The organism is Rhizorhabdus wittichii (assembly GCF_017607425.1).
Lineage (GTDB): Bacteria > Pseudomonadota > Alphaproteobacteria > Sphingomonadales > Sphingomonadaceae > Rhizorhabdus > Rhizorhabdus wittichii.
On the sequence record NZ_CP059319.1, the window covers coordinates 1718171 to 1737341 of the forward strand.

17 protein-coding genes and 1 tRNA gene are annotated in these 19171 nt (G+C 68.1%); 9 read left to right on the forward strand and 9 right to left on the reverse strand.

The annotated features are described in order from the left end of the window. The first annotated feature begins 20 nt into the window (after nucleotides 1-20). From recN to HRJ34_RS08135, 5 genes are all read left to right on the forward strand, one after another. Nucleotides 21-1682 (forward strand): DNA repair protein RecN, encoded by a 1662-nt coding sequence (gene recN / locus HRJ34_RS08115; RefSeq protein WP_208633817.1) that lies wholly within the window; start codon nucleotides 21-23, stop codon nucleotides 1680-1682. A 23-nt stretch (nucleotides 1683-1705) separates the two neighbouring features. Further along, nucleotides 1706-2362 (forward strand): FABP family protein, encoded by a 657-nt coding sequence (locus HRJ34_RS08120; RefSeq protein ID WP_012050901.1) that lies wholly within the window; start codon nucleotides 1706-1708, stop codon nucleotides 2360-2362. A 164-nt stretch (nucleotides 2363-2526) separates the two neighbouring features. Further along, complete coding sequence (gene ligA, locus HRJ34_RS08125) at nucleotides 2527-4653, forward strand: NAD-dependent DNA ligase LigA (protein WP_208633818.1); 2127 nt, start codon at nucleotides 2527-2529, stop codon at nucleotides 4651-4653. An 81-nt stretch (nucleotides 4654-4734) separates the two neighbouring features. Beyond that, the gene (locus HRJ34_RS08130; RefSeq protein WP_012050899.1) at nucleotides 4735-6612 is read left to right on the forward strand and encodes a CHASE3 domain-containing protein; all 1878 of its coding nucleotides are present in this window, start codon (nucleotides 4735-4737) and stop codon (nucleotides 6610-6612) included. Nucleotides 6613-6754: 142 nt separating this feature from the next. Further along, the gene (locus tag HRJ34_RS08135) at nucleotides 6755-7921 is read left to right on the forward strand and encodes an aminotransferase (RefSeq protein WP_208633819.1); all 1167 of its coding nucleotides are present in this window, start codon (nucleotides 6755-6757) and stop codon (nucleotides 7919-7921) included. Between the two features lie 147 nt (nucleotides 7922-8068). On the opposite strand, the gene HRJ34_RS08140 is transcribed toward HRJ34_RS08135, so the two are convergent. Continuing rightward, on the reverse strand, nucleotides 8069-9430 hold the full coding sequence (locus HRJ34_RS08140) for a DEAD/DEAH box helicase (RefSeq protein WP_208633820.1): 1362 nt from the start codon (nucleotides 9428-9430) through the stop codon (nucleotides 8069-8071). 191 nt (nucleotides 9431-9621) lie between these two features. Here HRJ34_RS08140 and HRJ34_RS08145 point away from each other — a divergent pair, with 191 nt between their 5' ends. After that, the gene (locus HRJ34_RS08145; protein ID WP_208633821.1) at nucleotides 9622-10950 is read left to right on the forward strand and encodes a M20/M25/M40 family metallo-hydrolase; all 1329 of its coding nucleotides are present in this window, start codon (nucleotides 9622-9624) and stop codon (nucleotides 10948-10950) included. Nucleotides 10951-11041: 91 nt separating this feature from the next. Here the strand turns inward: HRJ34_RS08145 and HRJ34_RS08150 are convergent, their stop codons facing one another. Both HRJ34_RS08150 and HRJ34_RS08155 read right to left on the reverse strand, forming a co-directional pair. Continuing rightward, nucleotides 11042-11713, reverse strand: coding sequence for a glutathione S-transferase family protein (locus HRJ34_RS08150; RefSeq protein WP_012050895.1), 672 nt, complete (start codon nucleotides 11711-11713; stop codon nucleotides 11042-11044). Nucleotides 11714-11725: 12 nt separating this feature from the next. Continuing rightward, nucleotides 11726-11947, reverse strand: coding sequence for a hypothetical protein (locus HRJ34_RS08155; RefSeq protein WP_029995078.1), 222 nt, complete (start codon nucleotides 11945-11947; stop codon nucleotides 11726-11728). A gap of 298 nt (nucleotides 11948-12245) precedes the next feature. Between HRJ34_RS08155 and HRJ34_RS08160 the strand changes: the two genes are divergently transcribed. Then, nucleotides 12246-12653, forward strand: coding sequence for a response regulator (locus HRJ34_RS08160; RefSeq protein ID WP_012050894.1), 408 nt, complete (start codon nucleotides 12246-12248; stop codon nucleotides 12651-12653). Here HRJ34_RS08160 and HRJ34_RS08165 read toward each other — a convergent pair. The 3 genes from HRJ34_RS08165 to HRJ34_RS08175 form a co-directional block, all read right to left on the reverse strand. After that, nucleotides 12646-13293: a PAS domain-containing protein gene (locus tag HRJ34_RS08165; protein WP_016747752.1), complete on the reverse strand. Its 648-nt coding sequence runs from the start codon at nucleotides 13291-13293 to the stop codon at nucleotides 12646-12648. The two genes, HRJ34_RS08160 and HRJ34_RS08165, sit on opposite strands and share 8 nt — an antisense overlap. A 227-nt stretch (nucleotides 13294-13520) precedes the next feature. After that, nucleotides 13521-13594: transfer RNA gene (locus HRJ34_RS08170), tRNA-Gln, on the reverse strand. Nucleotides 13595-13818: 224 nt separating this feature from the next. Continuing rightward, complete coding sequence (locus HRJ34_RS08175) at nucleotides 13819-14337, reverse strand: hypothetical protein (RefSeq protein ID WP_208633822.1); 519 nt, start codon at nucleotides 14335-14337, stop codon at nucleotides 13819-13821. A gap of 268 nt (nucleotides 14338-14605) precedes the next feature. Between HRJ34_RS08175 and HRJ34_RS08180 the strand changes: the two genes are divergently transcribed. Beyond that, on the forward strand, nucleotides 14606-15673 hold the full coding sequence (locus tag HRJ34_RS08180; RefSeq protein WP_030090863.1) for a Ppx/GppA phosphatase family protein: 1068 nt from the start codon (nucleotides 14606-14608) through the stop codon (nucleotides 15671-15673). After that, nucleotides 15670-16359, forward strand: coding sequence for an RlmE family RNA methyltransferase (locus HRJ34_RS08185; protein WP_208633823.1), 690 nt, complete (start codon nucleotides 15670-15672; stop codon nucleotides 16357-16359). The genes HRJ34_RS08180 and HRJ34_RS08185 overlap by 4 nt, the downstream gene beginning before the upstream one ends. A gap of 121 nt (nucleotides 16360-16480) precedes the next feature. On the opposite strand, the gene HRJ34_RS08190 is transcribed toward HRJ34_RS08185, so the two are convergent. From HRJ34_RS08190 to nadA, 3 genes are all read right to left on the reverse strand, one after another. Beyond that, the gene (locus HRJ34_RS08190) at nucleotides 16481-17179 is read right to left on the reverse strand and encodes a ribonuclease T2 family protein (protein ID WP_012050890.1); all 699 of its coding nucleotides are present in this window, start codon (nucleotides 17177-17179) and stop codon (nucleotides 16481-16483) included. A gap of 27 nt (nucleotides 17180-17206) precedes the next feature. Continuing rightward, a complete protein-coding gene (nadC, locus tag HRJ34_RS08195) occupies nucleotides 17207-18055 on the reverse strand; it encodes a carboxylating nicotinate-nucleotide diphosphorylase (protein ID WP_208633824.1) in 849 nt (282 codons plus the stop codon). A 94-nt stretch (nucleotides 18056-18149) separates the two neighbouring features. Continuing rightward, complete coding sequence (gene nadA, locus HRJ34_RS08200; protein ID WP_208633825.1) at nucleotides 18150-19139, reverse strand: quinolinate synthase NadA; 990 nt, start codon at nucleotides 19137-19139, stop codon at nucleotides 18150-18152. Nucleotides 19140-19171 lie beyond the last annotated feature (32 nt).

The following is a 19171-nucleotide window of genomic DNA, read 5'->3' on the forward strand; positions in this document are numbered from 1 at the left end:
CGCTGTTCTACACATGTCCCATGCTCACCACGCTGGCGATCCGGGATGTCGTGCTGATCGAGGCGCTCGATCTCGAATTCGGCCCGGGTCTGGGCACGCTGACCGGCGAGACCGGCGCGGGCAAGTCGATCCTGCTCGATTCGCTCGGCCTCGCGCTCGGCACCCGCGCCGACAGCGGCCTCGTCCGCACCGGCGCCGCGCAGGCGATGGTGTCGGCGGGGTTCGACCTGCCGGCCGACCACCCCGCCTTCGCCCTGCTCGCCGAGAACGGCTTCGACGCCGATCCGGGCGAGGCGCTGGTGATCCGCCGCCTGGTCAAGGCCGACGGCGGCAGCCGCGCCTTCGTCAACGACCAGCCCGCCTCCGCCGCCACGCTGCGCGAACTGGGCGGGATGCTGGTCGAGATCCACGGCCAGCATGACGATCGCGGCCTGATCAACCCGCGCGGCCACCGCGCGCTGCTCGACGCCTTCGGCCGGCTCGACGTCGCCGGGGTCGCCGCCGCCCATGCCGCCTGGCGCGCCGCCGAGGATGCGCTGGAGGCCGCCCGCACCGACATCGAGAATGCCGCGCGCGACCGCGAATGGCTCGACCATGCGGTCGAGGAGCTCAACCGCTTCGGTCCCGAGCCGGGCGAGGAGGCCACCCTCGCCGCCGAGCGCGCCGACATGCAGAAGGGCGCGAAGCTGACCGACGACCTGGTCGCGGTCGGCGCGCATCTCGACGGGTCCGACGGCGGGCTCGCCGCGCTGCGCCAGGCCGCGCGCCGGCTCGACCGGATCGCGCCCGAGCATCCGCTGCTGGCCGACGCGCTCGCCGCGCTCGACCGCGCGGTGATCGAGGCGAGCGAGGCGGAGGACAAGCTCGCCGCCGCCGCCGAGGCGATGCGCTTCGACCCCGCCCGGCTGGAGACGGTCGAGACCCGGCTGTTCGAATTGCGCGCGCTCGCCCGCAAGCATCGCGTCGATCCCGATGCGCTCGCGGAACTTCGCGACGAACTCGCCGCCCGGCTCGACCGGATCGAGGCGGGCGATGCCGGCCTCGCGAAACTGGAAGCCGCCGCCCGCGACGCGCGCGCCGCCTATCTCGCGCTCGCCGAGGCGCTGAGCGAAGCGCGCCGTGCCGCCGCCGGACGGCTCGACGCGGCGGTCGCGACCGAACTGGCGCCGCTCAAGCTCGACGCCGCGCGCTTCCGCACCGTGGTCGAGACGCTGCCCGAGAGCGGCTGGTCCCCCGCCGGCCGCGACCGGGTGGAGTTCGAGATCGCGACCAATCCGGGCGCGCCCTTCGCGCCGCTGATGAAGATCGCCAGCGGCGGCGAGCTGTCGCGCTTCATCCTGGCGCTCAAGGTCGCGCTGGCCGAGCAGGGCTCGGCGACGACGATGATCTTCGACGAGATCGACCGCGGCGTCGGCGGCGCCGTCGCCAGCGCGATCGGCGAGCGGCTGAAGCGGCTGGCGAGCGGCGCGCAACTGCTGGTCGTCACCCACAGCCCGCAGGTCGCGGCGCGCGGCGCCAGCCACTGGCTAATCGCCAAGAGCCATGACGGCCTCGTCACCCGCACCGGCGTCCGCCCGCTCGGCGCGGACGAGCGGCAGGAGGAGATCGCCCGGATGCTGTCGGGCGCCGAGATCACCGCCGAGGCCCGCGCCCAGGCGATGCGGCTGCTCGAAGCCGCCTGACGAGATCGAAGGAGAACGACCGGATGAACCCTTTCCCCGAAGACATCTTCACCGAACCGAGCGACGTCGATCCCGATACGCTCGCCAATCTGGGGCCGCTCACCCGGCTGGCCGGACGGTGGGAAGGGCATAAGGGCATCGACATCAACCCCAAGGCCGACGCCCCCGAACGGCGCGAGTTCATCGAGCAGATCAGCTTCGATCCGATCGATCCGCAGGCCAACGGCCCGCAGCTCTTCTACGGGCTGCGCTACCACATCCACATCACCACCGAGGAAGAGGACATCACCTTCCACGACCAGGTCGGCTATTGGCTGTGGGAGCCGGCGACCGGGCTGATCCTGCAGACGCTGGCGATCCCGCGCGGGCAGACCGCGCTCGCATCGGGCCAGGGCAAGCCCGGCGACGACCGGCTGACGCTGACCGCGACGCGCGGGCAGACCGAATATGGCATCTGCTCGACCGCCTTCCTCGAATATGCGTTCCGCACCGACAGCTACACCATCGACCTGACCTTCGAGGGCGACGATGCGTGGAGCTACGACATCCGCACCATGCTCGCCGTCCGCGGCCGCCCCGAACTGTTCGAGCATCGCGACCGGAACCGGCTGACCCGCGTCGCGCCGGGCAAGCCCAATCCGCTCCAGCAGATCGTGACGCGACGGGCGAAGGCCCCGTAACTCCTCACCGTCATCCCGGCGAAAGCCGGGATCTCCCTGCCTTTGGCGCCAAGGAAGAAGCAAAGTGATATCCCGGCTTTCGCCGGGATGACGGGCGAGGAGGCCCGTTCCGCGCGCCGATCCTGCTGGTTCAATCCTACCGAAACCCATTCTAAAAGGGCGGCATGACGACCGAATCCCAGGCCGCCGAGCGGCTCGCCTTCCTCGCTGCCGAGATCGCCCGGCACAATGCGCTCTACCATGGCGAGGACGCGCCCGAGATCAGCGACGCCGACTATGACGCGCTGATGCGCGAGAACGCCGCGCTGGAAGCCGAGTATCCGCATCTGGTGCGCGCCGATTCGCCGTCGAAGCTGGTCGGCGCCGCCCCGTCGGGGCATCTCGCCAAGGTCGCGCATGCGCAACCGATGCTCAGCCTCGACAACGCCTTCGCCGATGAGGACGTGGTCGACTTCGTCGGCCGGGTGCGCCGCTATCTGAGCCTCGGCGCCGAGGAGCCGGTGGCGCTGACCGCCGAGCCCAAGATCGACGGCCTGTCCTGCTCGCTGCGCTACGAGAAGGGCCTGCTGGTGCTCGCCGCGACGCGCGGCGACGGCACGACCGGCGAGGACGTCACCGCCAACGTCCGCACCATCGACGACATCCCCGAGCGGCTGCGCGGCGGCGACCTGCTGTCGAGCCCGCCCGATGTGTTCGAGATTCGCGGCGAGGTCTATATGGCCAAGGCCGACTTCGCCGCGCTCAACGCCCGCCTGCTGGCGGAGGCCGAGGACCCCGCCAAGGCGCGCCAGTTCGCCAACCCGCGCAACGCCGCCGCCGGATCGCTGCGCCAGAAGGACCCGGGCGTCACCGCCTCACGCCCCCTGCGCTTCCTGGCGCATGGCTGGGGCGAGGTATCGGCGCTGCCCGCCGACACGCAGAAGGGCGTGATGGACGCGATCGCCGCCTGGGGCCTGCCGGTGTCCGACGATTTCGTCCGGGTCGACGGCGCCGAGCAGGCGCTGTCGCACTATCGCGCGATCGAGGCGAAGCGCGCCGACCTGCCGTTCGACATCGACGGGGTCGTCTACAAGGTCGACCGGCTCGACTGGCAGAAAAGGCTGGGCTTCGTCGCGCGCGCGCCGCGCTGGGCGATCGCGCACAAATTCCCGGCCGAAAAGGCCCAGACCCTGCTCAAGGACATCGACATACAGGTCGGCCGCACCGGCAAGCTGACCCCGGTCGCGCGGCTCGAGCCGGTCACGGTCGGCGGCGTCGTCGTCACCAACGCCACGCTCCACAATGCCGACGAAATCGGCCGGCTCGACGTGCACCCCGGCGACCGGGTGGTGGTGCAGCGCGCGGGCGACGTCATCCCGCAGATCGTCGAGAATCTGTCGCGCGACGAGACGCGCGATCCCTGGCCCTTCCCGCAGACCTGCCCCGAATGCGGATCGGCGGCCGAGCGCGAGCCGGGCGAGGTCGACTATCGCTGCACCGGCGGCCTGATCTGCCCGGCGCAGCGGGTCGAGCGGCTGCGCCATTTCGTGTCGCGCCACGCGCTCGACATCGAGGGGCTGGGCCTCACCCATATCGAGAGCTTCTTCCGCGACGGGCTGGTCCAGTCGCCGGCCGACATCTTCCGGCTGACCAAGGACATATTGCTGACCCGCGAGCGCTGGGCCGAGGTCTCGGCGGGCAACCTGATCGCGGCGATCGACGCCAAGCGCCATCCGCCGCTCGACCGCTTCCTGTTCGCGCTCGGCATCCGCCATGTCGGCGAGGTGACGGCGCGCGACCTCGCCCGCCGCTACCGGAGCTGGGAGGGCCTCAAGGCGATGATCGACCGGACGATCGAGGCGCGCGACGCCGCCGTCCAGGCGATCGGCGAGACCGACGAGAAATTCGCCGCCCGCACCGCCAAGGAGCTCGCCGCGATCGTCGAGACGCCCGGCGTCGGACCGGAGGTCGCGCTGGCGCTGGTCGACTTCTTCGCCGAGCCGCACAATGCCGATGCGGTCGCCGACCTGCTGAGCCAGCTCCAGCCCGCCGACGTGATCCACGAGACACGCGCGTCGGAGGTCAGCGGCAAGACGGTGGTGTTCACCGGCACGCTGGAGACGATGTCGCGCGACGAGGCCAAGGCACAGGCCGAGGCGCTCGGCGCCAAGGTGGCGGGATCGGTGTCGGCCAAGACCGACCTGGTGGTCGCGGGCCCCGGCGCGGGATCGAAGCTCAAGAAGGCGAGCGACCTGGGCATCGCCGTCACCGACGAGGCCGGCTGGGCGAAGATCGTCGCCGACGCGCAATGACGGCGCCGGAATGAACCGCCCTCCGGTCCGAAGCGGTATTTCCGCTTGCGGGCGCGGCAGCACCCCGTAAGACAAGGGGCCATGCTCGCAGGGCGCCGTCCTCCCTATCTGGCTCTGGCCGGACTGCTGGTCGCGATCCTCGCGGCGGTCGCCGCGCTGTTCCTGACGCGCGCGCAGAGCCGGGCCGGCGACTGGGCCGAGCATTCGCTGCGGGTACAGGTGATGCTGACCGGGCTCACCGATCATGTCCGCGCGCTCGAATCCGATCATCGCGGCTATGTCCTGTCGCGCAGCCGGGACATCCGCGCCGATTTCCGGAAACAGGTCGATGCGCTTCCGCCCGTGCTCGACCGGCTGCAATATGAGGTGCGGGACAACCCCGCCCAGTCGGCGCATATGGAGGAACTCCGCCGCGCCGTGCAGGCGAAGGTCGACTATGCGCGCCAGGGCGTGTCGGCGGTCGACGCTGGCCGCCGCGACGAGGAGATCGCCCGGATGGGCCTGGGCGAAGGCGCCCGCCGGATGGACGCCGCGCTCGCCGTCATCCACCGCATGGTCACCGAGGAGGAATGGCTGCTGGCGGACCGGCGCGCGACGACCGACACGCTCGTCCTCGGCCTGGGACTGGTGCTGGTGGCGACCCTGTTGCTCGTCCTGCTCATCGCCGGCCTCGTCATCCGCGACGCCAACCGGCGCGAGCGCGAGGTGATCGTCGCCCGCGACGAGGCGGTTGCCGCCGAACAGGCGCTGCGCGAGGAGATCGCCGCGCGCGCGCAGATGGAGGAGAAGATCCTCCATCTCCAGAAGATGGAATCGATCGGCCAGCTCACCGGCGGGATCGCCCATGATTTCAACAATATGCTGGCGATCGTGATCGGCAGCCTCGACCTCGCCCGGCGGCGGCTGACCGGCGATCCGGAGCGGCTGGCGCGCAACATCGACAATGCCTTCGAAGGCGCCGAGCGCGCCGCCGCCCTCACCTCCCGGCTGCTCGCCTTCTCGCGCCAGCAGCCGCTCGCCCCGATCACGCTCGACATCAACAAGCTCGTCTCGGGCATGTCGGAACTGCTGCAACGGACGCTGGGCGAGCCCTATCGGATCGAGACGGTGCTGGCCGGCGGCCTGTGGCGCAGCTTCGCCGATCCGGGCCAGCTCGAAAACGCGGTCGTCAACCTGGCGGTCAACGCGCGCGACGCGATGCCCGGCGGCGGGCGGCTGACGATCGAGACGTCCAACGCCTACCTCGACGACGAATATGCCAAGACCCGGCCCGAGGTGACGCCTGGCCAATATGTGATGATCAGCATCACCGACACGGGCAGCGGCATGGCGCCCGAGGTGCTCGCCAAGGCGTTCGACCCCTTCTTCACCACCAAGCCGGTCGGCAAGGGCACCGGCCTGGGGCTCAGCCAGATCTTCGGCTTCGTCAAGCAGACCGGCGGCCATGTCGCGATCTATTCGGAGCTCGACCAGGGCACGACGGTGAAGCTCTATCTGCCGCGCAGCTACGGCCTGGCGATCGATCCCCGCAGCCGGCAGGCGATGGCCGAGACCGAGGTGCCCCGCGCCCGGACCGGCGAGACGATCCTGGTCGTCGAGGACGAGCAGCGCGTCCGCCACTTCTCGGTCGATGCGCTGCGCGACCTCGGCTATGTCGTGATTTCCGCCGCCAACGCGGCCGAGGCGCTCGAGGCGCTCACCGCGCAGCCGACGATCAGCATGTTGTTCACCGACATCGTCATGCCGGAGATGAACGGCCGCCAGCTCGCGGACACGGCGCTCGAGCTGCGGCCCGGCCTGCCGATCCTGTTCACCACCGGCTATACCCGCAACGCCGTGATCCATAACGGCATGCTCGACGCGGGCGTCGCCTTCCTCGCCAAGCCGTTCAGCCTGAGCCAGCTCGGCACCAAGGTGCGCGAGGTGCTCGACGGCGGCGGCGTCAACCGCCCGGCCTGAGCCCCCTTCCCCGGCCGTCATCCCGGCGGAGGCCGGGATCTCGGGAAGCTCCTGCCTCGACCTCTTCTCCTCTCTCCCGAGATCCCGGCCTCCGCCGGGATGACGATTGCTTGCAGGCGGACCGCCCTCTATCCGCTGACGGATGAGCCTCAATCCCATCTACGCCGCCCTGCCGACCACGATCTTCGAGAAGATGTCGGCGATCGCCCGCGAGACGGGGGCGATCAACCTGGGCCAGGGCTTCCCCGACGCGCCGGGACCCGAGGACATCCGCCGCGCCGCCGCCGACGCGCTGATCGAGCGATCGAACCAATATCCGCCGATGCTCGGCATCCCCGAGCTGCGCCAGGCGATCGCCGCCCATTATGGCGAGCATCACGGCCTGGCGCTCGACTGGCGGACGGAGGTGGTCGTCACCTCGGGCGCGACCGAGGCGATCGCGGGCGCGATCCTGAGCCTCGTCGCGCCGGGCGACGAGGTGGTGCTGATCCAGCCGCTCTACGACGCCTATCTGCCGATGGTCCGCCGCGCCGGCGCGGTGCCGAAGCTGGTGAGGCTGGAACCGCCCGACTGGACGATCGATCCGGCCGCGCTCGACGCCGCGATCAGCGAGCGGACCAGGTTGATCATCCTCAACAATCCCGCCAATCCGACCGGCCGCATGGTTGATCGCGCGACGCTGGAGATGATCGCCGAGCGCTGCGTCCGCCACGACATCGTCGCGCTGTGCGACGAGGTGTGGGAGCATATCGTCTTCGACGACGGCCATGTCCCGCTGATCGCCCTGCCCGGCATGCGCGACCGCACCGTCAAGATCGGATCGGCCGGCAAGATCTTCGCGCTGACCGGCTGGAAGGTCGGCTGGATGGTCGCGGGCGAGACGCTCGCGCGGCAGGTCGCCAAGGCGCACCAGTTCCTGACCTTCACCACCCCGCCCAATTTGCAATGGGCGGCGGCGCAGGGCCTCGCCAAGCCGAAGGCGTGGTTCGAGGAGATGCGCGCCGGCTTCGCCCGCTCGCGCGACCGGCTGGTCGCCGGGCTGGAGACGGCCGGCTATGCCGTGCTGCCGAGCCAGGCGACCTGGTTCGTCTCGGTCGACCTGACCGCCTCGGGCATCGCGCTCGACGATGTCGCCGCCGCCGACCGGCTGGCGATGGAGGGCGGCGTGGTGACGATCCCGGTCTCCGCCTTCTTCGAGGAGGCGCCCGTCACCAACATCCTGCGCCTCTGCTATTGCAAGGAGGACGCGGTGCTCGACGAGGCGATCGCCCGGCTGGCGCGAATGCGCGAGGTGCTGGCGGGCGCCTAAAAAAATCCTCCCCATCACAGATGGGGAGGGGGACCGCGCGTAGCGTGGTGGAGGGGGCGACAGCGAAGCTGGCGCTGCCGCGCCAACCCCTCCACCATCCTTCGGATGGTCCCCCTCCCCCCGCTACGCGCGGGGAGGAATGAGAGGTTACCGCGCCCCGAACTTCTTCACCGCGTTGCGGTGCGCGCCGGGCGCGCCCTTGGGGCGGCTGAAGCGGCGCTTGGCCGGGCCGTTGCGGTCGCCCGCGCCGCCGTCGTGGCGGCGGTTGCGGTCGCCATGGCCCTGCGGCTGCGGCTGGCTCGGCGCCGGCCTGGGCAGCTTGGCCTTCTCCGCGACGAAATTCTCGGGCAGCGGCTGGATGTCGAGCTTGACCTTGGTCAGCTTCTCGATCGCCTTGAGATAGGGCCGCTCGTCATCGGCGACGAAGGCGATGGCGATGCCCGCGGCGCCGGCGCGCGCGGTGCGGCCGATGCGATGGACATATTGCTCGGCGACGTTGGGCAGCTCGAAGTTGAAGACATGGCTGACCCCGCCGACGTCGATGCCGCGCGCGGCGATGTCGGTCGCGACGAGGATCTTGACCTCGCCCGTGCGGAACAGGCCCAGCGCGCGCTCGCGCTGCGGCTGGCTCTTGTTGCCGTGGATCGCCTCCGCCGCGATGCCGGCGGCGCGCAGGTTCTTCACGACGCGGTCGGCGCCATGCTTGGTGCGGGTGAAGACCAGCGCGCGGTCGATCGGCTCGGACCGGATGCGCATCGTCAGCAGCGCCTGCTTCTCCTGCGGGTTGCAGAAGGTCGCGAACTGCTCGACCCGCTCGGCGGTGGTCGACTGCGGCGCGACCGACACCTTGGCCGGATTGGTCAGGAAACGGTCGCCCAGCTCGGCGATCGCCTTGGGCATGGTCGCCGAGAAGAACAGCGACTGGCGCTTCTTCGGCAGCAGCTGGTCGACCCGCTTGAGCGCATGGATGAAGCCGAGGTCGAGCATCTGGTCGGCCTCGTCGAGGACGAAGATCTCGACGAACTTCAGGCTCAGCGCGCGCTGGTCGATCAGGTCGAGCAGGCGGCCCGGCGTCGCGACGAGGATGTCGACGCCGCGCTGGAGCTGGCGGATCTGCTTGTTGATCGGCACGCCGCCGAACACGGTGGCGACGCTCAGGCGCAGGAACTTGCCATATTGGACGAAGCTCTCGGCGATCTGGCTGGCCAGCTCGCGGGTCGGCGCGAGGACGAGCATGCGGCAGCCCTGCGGCGGCGTATGCTTGAGATTGTCGTGGAGATGGTGGAGCGACGGCAGCGCGAAGGCCGCGGTCTTGCCGGTGCCGGTCTGGGCGATGCCGCACAGGTCGCGGCCCTCCAGCAGTGGCGGGATCGCCTGCGCCTGGATCGGCGTCGGGATGTCGTAGCCCTTGGCGGCCAGCGCGCGCTGGATCGGCTCGATCAGGCCAAGCTCGGAAAATTTGGTCACAATTGCACTTTCAAAGGGTGCGGGCGCACGGACAGGGTCCATGCGACAGCGGGTTCACATGACGACCCGCGTGAATAGGGAAGCCTTCGGCTGATGCGTTCCGGGGGCCGGAGCCGGCCTGCCCCTTTGGAATGGACAGGTGATCACGCTGCTCACGGCCAGATGCTGCGGAACAGCATCGACGCGGAGCGGCATATGATCCATGTTGCCGGCAAATACAAGATGAGGCCGACATGACCTTCGGAAAATCCGGGATTCTCGCGCTCTGTGTCCTTTCTGCCGCAGTGCCGGCATCGCTGTCCGCCGCCCTGACCAAGGCCGAAACGGCGATGGTGAAGACCGTCGATGCCGAACGCGACCGCACCGTCGGGCTGCTCGAAACGCTGGTCACCGTGAACTCGGGATCGCGCAACCTGCCCGGCGTGACGAAGGTCGGGGCGATGATGCGCGCCGAACTGGAACCGCTCGGCTTCGAGGTCCGCTGGGTGCCGATGGAGCAGGCCGGGCGCGCGGGGCACATCGTCGCGCTCCACAAGGGCAATGGCCGCGGCAAGCGGCTGCTGCTGATCGGCCATCTCGACACCGTGTTCGAGCCCGACAGCCCGTTCCAGCGCTGGACCCCGAAGGGCAAGGATTGGGCCGAAGGGCCCGGCGCGGGCGACGACAAGGGCGGCATGGTGGTGATCGTCGCGGCGCTGCGCGCGATGAAGGCGGCCGGCACGTTGAAGGATGCCGACATCGAGGTCGTGCTGACCGGCGACGAGGAGGATGTCGGCGATCCGGTCGAGATCGCGCGCGCCGACCTGGTCGCCGCCGGCAGGCGCGCCGACGTCGCGCTCGACTTCGAGGGGCTGGTCCGCGACGGCGGCCGCGACATGGGATCGATCGCGCGGCGCTCAGCCGGCTCCTGGGTGGTCAAGGCGACCGGCAATAGCGGCCATTCGAGCGGCATCTTCAGCGACAAGGTCGGCTATGGAGCGATCTACGAGCTGGCGCGGATCGTCGACCGCTTTCGCCGCGAGCTGCCCGAGCCGAACCTGACCTACAATGTCGGCCTGATCGCGGGCGGCGCGACCGAGACGACCGACGCCGACGGCATCCGCGCGACCGCGACCGGCAAGAGCAACATCATCGCCCCGGTCGCCGAGGCGCGCGGCGACCTGCGCACCCTGTCCGACGAGCAGACCGAGCGGGTGAAGGCGAAAATGACCGCGATCGTTGCCGAGCATCTGCCCGGCACCGGCGCGACGATCGAATTCGACAAGGGCGCCTATCCGGCGATGGCGCCGACGCCCGGCAACCGCGCGATCCTCGACCGGCTCAACCGCGTCAACCGCGACATGGGCCTGCCCGAGATGCCGCCGCTCGATCCGTTGAAGCGCGGCGCGGGCGACGTCAGCTTCGTCGCGAAGGACGTCGACAGCTTCGCCGGCATGGGCCCCTATTCGACCGGCGACCATGCGCCGGGCGAGGCGGTCGACCTCGCCTCGATCCCGACCCAGGCGAAGCGCGCCGCGATCCTGATGTCGCGGCTGAGCGCGGAGGCGCGGGAAAAACGATAACCGTCATTCCAGCGAAAGCTGGAATCTCTCTTCTTTCGTCGCCGGAAGGCAGGGAGATCCCAGCTTTCGCTGGGATGACGTCGATCAGCCGTCAGAAATCCGGCTTCTCATAATGTTCGGGCGGGCTGACCAGCTCCATCCGCTCGGACAGGATGGTGCGGAGCGACCGGCGCGACTTCATGCCCGAATACCATTGCTTGGTCTCTTCATGGCCGCGCCAGTCGATCCCGCCCAGATAGTCGGCGACCGAGAGATGCGCCGCGCAGGCGAGGTCGGCGAGGCTCAACAGCTGGCCGCCGATCCAGCGGCGGCTGCCGACCAGATAGTCGATATAGTCGAGATGATCGTTGACCGCCTTCATCGCCTGCCGCAGCACCCCCGCATCGGGCGGGGCGCGGTGGACGATGCGCTTGAGCGCGCGTTCGTAGAGCAGCGGGCCGACCACGTCGGCGTAGAATTTCTCGTCGAAATAGGCGACCAGCCGGCGGATCTCGCCGCGCGCAGCGGCGCTGCCCGGCAGCATCGGCACCGGCTCGATCGTCTCCTCGATGAACTCGGAGATCGCGCAGCTGTGGATCAGCGTGACGCCGCTGCCCGGATCGACCAGCACCGGGGTCTGCCCGACCGGATTGAGATCGAGGAACTCGTCGCGACGCAGCCAGGGCGATTCGCGGACGAGGTCATAGGCGATGCCCTTCTCCTCCATCTGGAGGCGAACCTTGCGGGAAAAGGGACAAAGGGGGAATTGGTAAAGCTGCCACATCGGGCGGGCAGATTATCGGCGCGCGCGAAACATGTCAGTAGGGTGAAACGAAAAAAGCTGTGGGTCGTCGCGACGGTCGGCGACGCGTCGCGGCCCGACACCGCCCAGCGCGTTCGAATAATGCTCGGCGAAGCCGCGGTAGATCGCCGCGAGCGCCGGATCGGACGCATCGTCGGCGCGCTGGAGCGACTCCCTGTGGCGCCGCTCGAAATATTCGCGATCGTCCTGATCCATCGATTATTCTCCGCCCCACATTCCCATCGAACCGCCACCCATTCCAGTCGATGGGAAATAGAAGGGTTTTCGAAAACCAGAAAATACAGCAACGTTCACTACGCTACAGAATATTTTACAATTGATCACAAAACATTCGGCGCCTGCAAGCCAAGCAACACCCTCCGCTCCAACGGGGAACAAAGAGCCGATAACCCCCTCGATCATGGCAACCACCTCGTAACTTTACGAGTAGGCTGATGATCGTGCTCCGATAGGGTTTTATTATGGGAAGGGAGAGTCACGGACGTCGGACCACATGACGGCAGACCTTACCCCATCGGCCAGAATCCTCATCGTCGAAGACAATGTCGCCGTCGCGCGGTCGCTGGAGATCCTGCTGACCTATCTCGGCCATCGCTGCGCCGCGACGGCCAGCGCCGAGGAGGCGGAGCGCCTCGACCACCAGCTCTTCGATCTCGCGCTCGTCGACATCCTCCTTCCTGGCGCAAGCGGCCTCGCCCTCGCCGACCGGATCGCGGCACGGCGTCCGGGCATCGGGATCATCCTGATGACGGGCAGCCCGGCGCATCTCCACCATCCCGTGGCCGGCTTCCGCCGGGTGCTGCTCAAGCCGTTCCGCCCGCGCGAGCTGGAGGAGGCGATCGCCCACGCCTTGCGGCAGCGCCGCCGCGTCGAGGAACGACGGCTCGCCCCGCTCAGATGAGCTGGGCGCGGATCGCGATGACCGCCGCATGGACCTTGTTGGCGGCACCCAGCCGGGCGACGGCATTGTTGAGGTGATATTCGACCGTGCGCTGGCTGAGGCCGAGGATCGCCGCGGTTTCCCAGGCGGTCTTCCCCAGGCTCAGCCAGACCAGGCATTCGCGTTCCCTCGATCGCAGCGCCGATGCGCCCCGGCCCGCTCCTCCGGGGGCCGGCGCGGCGGAGGCTTCGCCGGCCTCCTGATCCGGCCCGTCGAGCTCCGTCATGCATCCGATCGCGCGGACATGGCCGGTCTCCCGATCGCGGATGATCGAGGCGACCGACCGGACCCGCACGACCGTCCCGTTGGGGCGGATGATCCTGAACTCCATCCGGTAGGGATCGTCATGGTCGATCAGATCGGCGATCGCCGCCTCGTCGACCAGCGTCGCCTGCGCGACGTCGTCGGGGTGGATGTGGCGCTGGAAATCGGCGATCGCGCGGATCGGCATCCGGGCGGGATCGAGGCCCAATATGGCGTACCAGCGATCGTTGCACGACAGGATGTCGGCATCGACGTCATAATCCCACAGGCCCCCGCCCATCGCCTTGAGCACGAGCTGCTCATGGCCCGGATAGGGCGAGTCCGATCTGCGGGGCACTGGGGACGTGGGATCACTCATGGTTACGCAAACGGTTCGATGCCGACTCCACGGTGAGTCGACACCCCGGTCTTGCGCAAAGCAGGGGCGAAGGAAAGCGAACTATTGCAATCGCTTCGGCGCTTTCGGAGCGCGAAAGGAGGGTTCCGCTACGGCTTCCGGGCAAATCCCGTTTCGGGAAGAAACGAAATGCTCCGGCCGTCGGGCGATCAGCGCTGTCGGAAAACTGGATGCCCCGTGAGGATTCGAACCTCAATTGACGGAGTCAGAGTCCGTAGTCTTACCTTTAGACGACGGGGCATCAGCGGTGGCGGGCGAACTAGGGCGCGAAGCCTTATAGGTCAAGGGTTTCCGAGCAAAATTTTCCCTAGGTTTCGCCTCCGTCACATTCCAACATTGTTGGAAATTTGGGGCGATGTTGGAAAGCTTCCAACCAAGAAGGAAATTTATCATTTATTATCAATTATTTATGGAAAATCGTCGTCTAATGACGCATTCTAAGATCGGAACCTCCCTCATCGGTAATCAGACGAGAAGGTCGATCGCCTTGGTGATCAGAGCGCCAATGATCAAAAGTATGAGCGCGTAAGCTATAGGATGCCGCTCATACCATCGTTTGGGTTGCGGCGCCGTCCAGCCATCCCGGAAAGCGCACAGCTCCTTTTTAAGATCATCGGAGGCGGTGGAGATGAGTTGTCGCACAGCCTCGTCGGCCCCCTCTCCTCGAAGTCTAGCTAATTTGAACGATGGGTCGAGGACGGCGGGCGCCTCTTGCATATGGGCGGTCAGCTCAGTCTCCAGGTCTGACATCGCCGATTGCCATTTTCGTCCGCGATGTTGGAGGCGGTTTGCTGTCTCGTCGAGTAACTGCCGCAGCGCCTCTGACGATCGATCCTTATAGATGCGGATCGCTTTCTTTGCTGTAGCGCCGCTTCCCAATAGGCCCTTAGCAGAATGTTCCGCGTGCATCGCTTTGCAGTCGGACAGAACAACCTGCCGAGCCTGACCAAATACAATAGCCGCTCGATCTCGCACGACGCCCATCTAGCTCTCCCCTAGAGCTGATATAACCCTTTCCAACAAACACGCATAATTTAAGCGATGTTGGAAGAATTTGGTGAGCTAAGTCTTTGAAAAGACTTATATCGGCTAAAGCTTACCTTTAGACGACGGGGCACCACTGGCAGAGCGGCGCACATAGGGTCGGCCGTGCGGCCTGTCAACGGGGTGGATGCCGCCCTTGCCGTCCCCGGCTTCTCCCATTAGGTTCACCGTCAGGTTCCATGCGGATGTTTCCCCGCATGGTGAGAGAATGAGACTGACGATCATGGCGCACGGCCCCGATATGGTCGCGCCGCGCCCACCGCGTGAAGGGGGGCGCCGCGCGCATTCCCCACCCCATCATTTCCCCCCGCGCAGCAGCTATGCCGCGCTCGATCTCGGCACCAACAATTGCCGGCTGCTGATCGCGCGGCCGAGCGAGGACGGCTTCGTCGTCGTCGATGCCTTTTCGCGAATCGTCCGGCTCGGCGAGGGGCTGGCGGCGACCGGGCGGCTGTCCGACGCGGCGATGGACCGGGCGGTCAGCGCGTTGTCGGTCTGCGCCGACAAGCTGCGCCGCCGCCGCGTCTCGCTGGTCCGGTCGGTGGCGACCGAGGCATGCCGCCGCGCCGCCAACGGGCGCGAGTTCGTCCAGCGCGTCTATCGCGAGACCGGCATCGCGCTCGAGATCATCAGCCCCGAGCAGGAGGCACGGCTGGCGGTGCTCGGCTGCCACGCGCTGATCGAGCCCGGCGAGGGCCAGGCGCTGGTGTTCGACATCGGCGGCGGCTCGACCGAGCTGATCCTGATCGACGCCGACCAGAGCCCGCCGCGCGTGATCGACTGGTATTCGGCGCCCTGGGGCGTCGTCTCGCTGTCGGAGACCGAGCCGCATGTCGGCGACAGCCGCGACGGCCTGCTCGACAGCTATGCGCGGATGCGGTCGCGGGTCGCGGAAAGCTTCGCCCAGTTCGCCGCCAAGCTCGAACCCGGCGCCCGGCCGGGCCGGCTGCTCGGCACCAGTGGCACCGTCACCACCCTCGCCAGCGTCCATCTCGACCTGCCCAATTACGACCGGCGGCTGATCGACGGCCTGGTCGTGCCGGTGACGGCGATGCGCGACATCAGCGCGCGGCTGGCGGGCATGAACGTCGACGAGCGCGCCGAGGTGCCGTGCATCGGCCATGAGCGCGCCGACCTGGTGGTGGCGGGCTGCGCGATCCTCGACGCGATCCTCGACATGTGGCCGGCCGAACGGCTCGGCGTCGCCGACCGCGGCATCCGCGAGGGGATTCTCCGCTCGCTGATGGCGCGCGACAGGACAAGGATGCTGATGTGAGCCGGGCGGGCAATGGCGGGCGGCAGCGGATCAAGACCGCGAAGGGGCGCAGCGCCTCCTCGATCAAATGGATCCAGCGCCAGCTCAACGATCCCTATGTGCGCAAGGCGCAGGCCGAGGGCTATCGATCGCGCGCGGCCTACAAGCTGATCGAACTCGACGAGCGCTTCCATTTCCTGCGCGGCGCGAAGCGGGTCATCGACCTCGGCATCGCGCCGGGCGGCTGGACGCAGGTGGTGCGCAGGGTCTGCCCGCAGGCGGCGATCGTCGGCATCGACCTGCTGCCGACCGACCCGATCGACGGCGCAATCATCCTGCAGATGGACTTCATGAGCGACGAGGCGCCCGCCCAACTCGCCGAGGCGCTAGGCGGCCCGGCCGACATCGTCCTGTCCGACATGGCCGCCAACACCGTCGGCCACCAGCAGACCGATCACCTGCGCACCATGGCGCTGGTCGAGGCCGGCTGCCTGTTCGCCAGCGAGGTGCTGCGGCCCGGCGGAACCTATATCGCCAAGGTGCTGGCCGGCGGCGCCGACCACGGCCTGGTCGCCGAGCTCAAGCGCCTGTTCACCACCGTCAAGCACGCCAAGCCGCCGGCGAGCCGCAAGGATTCGTCCGAATGGTATGTGATCGCCCAGGGCTTCAAGGGACGGCCGGAGGCGGCGGGGGCGGACGGCGAATAGCCCCCAATCGTCATTCCAGCGAAAGCTGGAATCTCCCTTCTTCTTCTTCCTTTTTCTTGGTCTCTTGGACTGCCGAAGGAAAAGGAGATTCCAGCTTTCGCTGGAATGACGGTGGAAGCGATTACCGAATCCGCACGACCTGCCCGGGCGCCGCGCCGCCCTGATGGGCGGGGCAGGCGCGGCGGTGGAACTGCTTGTCGAGGCAGATCCACACCTCCTCCATCCAGCCCGACTTGCCGACGTTCAGGCGCATCTCCTCGGGCCGCATGCCGGGATTGGCGTCGGCGAACTTCCGCTGGAAATCGGCGGCGGTCATCGTGCGCCCGCTCAGCGCCTTCATGTCGGGGAAGGCGAGCTCGGCGAACAGCTTGCCGCTCTTCGCGAAATAGTCGGCGGGCGTCTTCGACATGCAGGTGCCGTGCTTCTCCCACTCATGCTGGATGAGCTGCGGCGAGGGCGTGCTGCACAGATGCTCGCGGATCACCTTGTCGGGCACCAGCCGGGTCGGCTTGCAATATTGCGGCCACAGCGCCCCTTCCCCGTCGGGCCACAGGCCATGGAGGGTGAAGCCGAAGCTGTTGGCGCCGCCGCATCGGATATGGTCCTGCGGGCTGCTGCTTTTGTCTATACAATATTGCGGCGACCAGCTCACCGCGAGCGTGTAGCCGCCGGTCGGCAGCAGCCGGCGCGGCTGGTCCACGCTCGGCCCCTCGAGCATTGGCCGCGGCAGGGTCGCGGGAACCTCGCAGCTCGGCGCCTTCTTCGCGCAGGCAGGGGTCACCAGCAGGGCGGCGAGCAGGACGGGGAGACCGATTCTCATCATGACACCCTAGAAGTCGCGTCGGGATCAGGGAAGCGGACGGAAATCCAGCCCGATGTCGGCGGCCGGGGCCGACTGGGTCAGCCGCCCGACCGAGACATAGGTGACGCCGGTCTGCGCGATCGCCTTGATCGTGTCGAGCCGTACCCCGCCCGACGCCTCGGTCGGCACCCGGCCGCCGACCAGCGTCACCGCGCCGCGCAGTGTCGGCGGGTCCATGTTGTCGAGCAGCAGTTGGGTGGCGCCGGCGGCCAGCGCCGGCTCGATCTGGTCGACCCGGTCGACCTCGACGATGATCCGCTCGATGCCGGCGGCAACCGCGCGGCGGACCGCCTCTGCGATATTGCCGGCGACCGCGACATGGTTGTCCTTGATCATCGCCGCGTCGTCGAGCCGCATCCGATGGTTGGTGCCGCCGCCCATGCGCACCGCATATTTCTCCAGCACGCGCAGGCCGGGGATGGTCTTTCGGGTGTCGAGCAGGATCGCGCCGGTGCCGGCGATCGCGTCGACATAGGCGCTGGCCAGCGTCGCCACGCCCGACAGGTGCTGGACGGTGTTGAGCGCCGACCGCTCGGCGGTCAGCAGCGCGCGCGCCTTGCCGCGCAGCCGCATCAGCACCCCGCCCTTGGCGACGCGGACGCCGTCCGCGACCAGCGTCTCGATCTCGACGGCGGGGTCGAGCGCGCGGAAGAAGGCTTCGGCGATCGGCAGGCCGGCGACGCTGATCGCGTCGCGGCTCGCCATCTCGCCCTCGAACAGCGCCTCGGCCGGGATCGTCGCGGCGGAGGTGATGTCGCCCCCCTGCCCCAGATCCTCGGCAAGGGTCGCGCGAACGAAGGCGTCGAGGTCGAAATCGGGAAGAGTGAAGGTCATCCGGTCGATCCTACGTCATCCCGGCGAAAGCCGGGATCTCACTTCTTCTAGGTCGGCAAAGGCAAAGAGATCCCGGCTTTCGCCGGGATGACGGTTACATTTTAGGCCGCCCCACATCGGGTCCCGACAGGCCGCCGGTCATCTCCAGCATCCGGTCGAGCGAGCGCTTCGCGGCGACGCGGGTCTCCTCGTCGACCTCGATCCGCGGGGCCAGATCGCGCAGCGAGAGGTAGAGCTTCTCCATCGTGTTCAGCGCCATGTACGGACACATGTTGCAGTTGCAATTGCCGTCCGCGCCGGGCGCGCCGATGAAGCTCTTGTGCGGCGCCGCCTTCTCCATCTGGTGGATGATGTGCGGCTCGGTCGCGACGATGAAGGTCTGCGCGTCGGACGTGAGCACATAGTCGAGGATGCCGCGGGTCGACCCGACATAGTCGGCATGGTCGAGGATGTGGACCGGGCATTCGGGATGCGCGGCGATCGGCGCGTCGGGATGCTGCGCCTTGAGCTTGAGCAGCTCGGTCTCCGAGAAGGCCTCGTGGACGATGCAGCTGCCTTCCCACAGCAGCATGTCGCGGCCGGTCTTGCGCGCGAAATAGCCGCCGAGATGGCGATCGGGCGCGAAGATGATCTTCTGGTCCTTCGGGAGCTGCGCCAGGATCGTCTCGGCCGAGGAGGAGGTGACGATGATGTCGCTGTGCGCCTTCACCGCCGCCGAGCAGTTGATGTAGGTCAGCGCGAGATGATCGGGATGCGCGGCGCGGAAGCGGGCGAATTCCTCGGGCGGACAGCTGTCCTCCAGGCTGCATCCGGCGTCCATGTCGGGCAGGATCACGGTCTTCTCGGGCGACAATATCTTCGCCACCTCGGCCATGAAGCGTACGCCGCAGAAGGCGATGACGTCGGCGTCGGTCGCCGCCGCCTTGCGCGACAGGTCGAGGCTGTCGCCGACGAAGTCGGCGAGGTCCTGGATCTCCGGCGTCTGGTAATAATGGGCGAGGATGACGGCGTTGCGCTCCTTGCGCAGCCGATCGATCTCGGCGCGCAGGTCCAGGCCGGTCAGATTCTCCAGCGGGGCGTTCATCGCGTGATAGTCTCCACGTGCGCGGCTCAGCC

What these genes read in the sequence shown, in the direction of transcription:
- HRJ34_RS08190 (WP_012050890.1), bottom strand. Translation starts at nt 17,179, where the DNA reads ATGAGAATCGGTCTCCCCGTCCTGCTCGCCGCCCTGCTGGTGACCCCT.
- HRJ34_RS08145 (WP_208633821.1), top strand. Translation starts at nt 9,622, where the DNA reads ATGACCTTCGGAAAATCCGGGATTCTCGCGCTCTGTGTCCTTTCTGCC.
- HRJ34_RS08120 (WP_012050901.1), top strand. Translation starts at nt 1,706, where the DNA reads ATGAACCCTTTCCCCGAAGACATCTTCACCGAACCGAGCGACGTCGAT.
- HRJ34_RS08175 (WP_208633822.1), bottom strand. Translation starts at nt 14,337, where the DNA reads ATGGGCGTCGTGCGAGATCGAGCGGCTATTGTATTTGGTCAGGCTCGG.
- HRJ34_RS08140 (WP_208633820.1), bottom strand. Translation starts at nt 9,430, where the DNA reads ATGGACCCTGTCCGTGCGCCCGCACCCTTTGAAAGTGCAATTGTGACC.
- nadC (WP_208633824.1), bottom strand. Translation starts at nt 18,055, where the DNA reads ATGACCTTCACTCTTCCCGATTTCGACCTCGACGCCTTCGTTCGCGCG.
- recN (WP_208633817.1), top strand. Translation starts at nt 21, where the DNA reads ATGCTCACCACGCTGGCGATCCGGGATGTCGTGCTGATCGAGGCGCTC.
- HRJ34_RS08150 (WP_012050895.1), bottom strand. Translation starts at nt 11,713, where the DNA reads ATGTGGCAGCTTTACCAATTCCCCCTTTGTCCCTTTTCCCGCAAGGTT.
- HRJ34_RS08180 (WP_030090863.1), top strand. Translation starts at nt 14,606, where the DNA reads ATGAGACTGACGATCATGGCGCACGGCCCCGATATGGTCGCGCCGCGC.
- HRJ34_RS08130 (WP_012050899.1), top strand. Translation starts at nt 4,735, where the DNA reads ATGCTCGCAGGGCGCCGTCCTCCCTATCTGGCTCTGGCCGGACTGCTG.
- ligA (WP_208633818.1), top strand. Translation starts at nt 2,527, where the DNA reads ATGACGACCGAATCCCAGGCCGCCGAGCGGCTCGCCTTCCTCGCTGCC.
- nadA (WP_208633825.1), bottom strand. Translation starts at nt 19,139, where the DNA reads ATGAACGCCCCGCTGGAGAATCTGACCGGCCTGGACCTGCGCGCCGAG.
- HRJ34_RS08160 (WP_012050894.1), top strand. Translation starts at nt 12,246, where the DNA reads ATGACGGCAGACCTTACCCCATCGGCCAGAATCCTCATCGTCGAAGAC.
- HRJ34_RS08155 (WP_029995078.1), bottom strand. Translation starts at nt 11,947, where the DNA reads ATGGATCAGGACGATCGCGAATATTTCGAGCGGCGCCACAGGGAGTCG.
- HRJ34_RS08135 (WP_208633819.1), top strand. Translation starts at nt 6,755, where the DNA reads ATGAGCCTCAATCCCATCTACGCCGCCCTGCCGACCACGATCTTCGAG.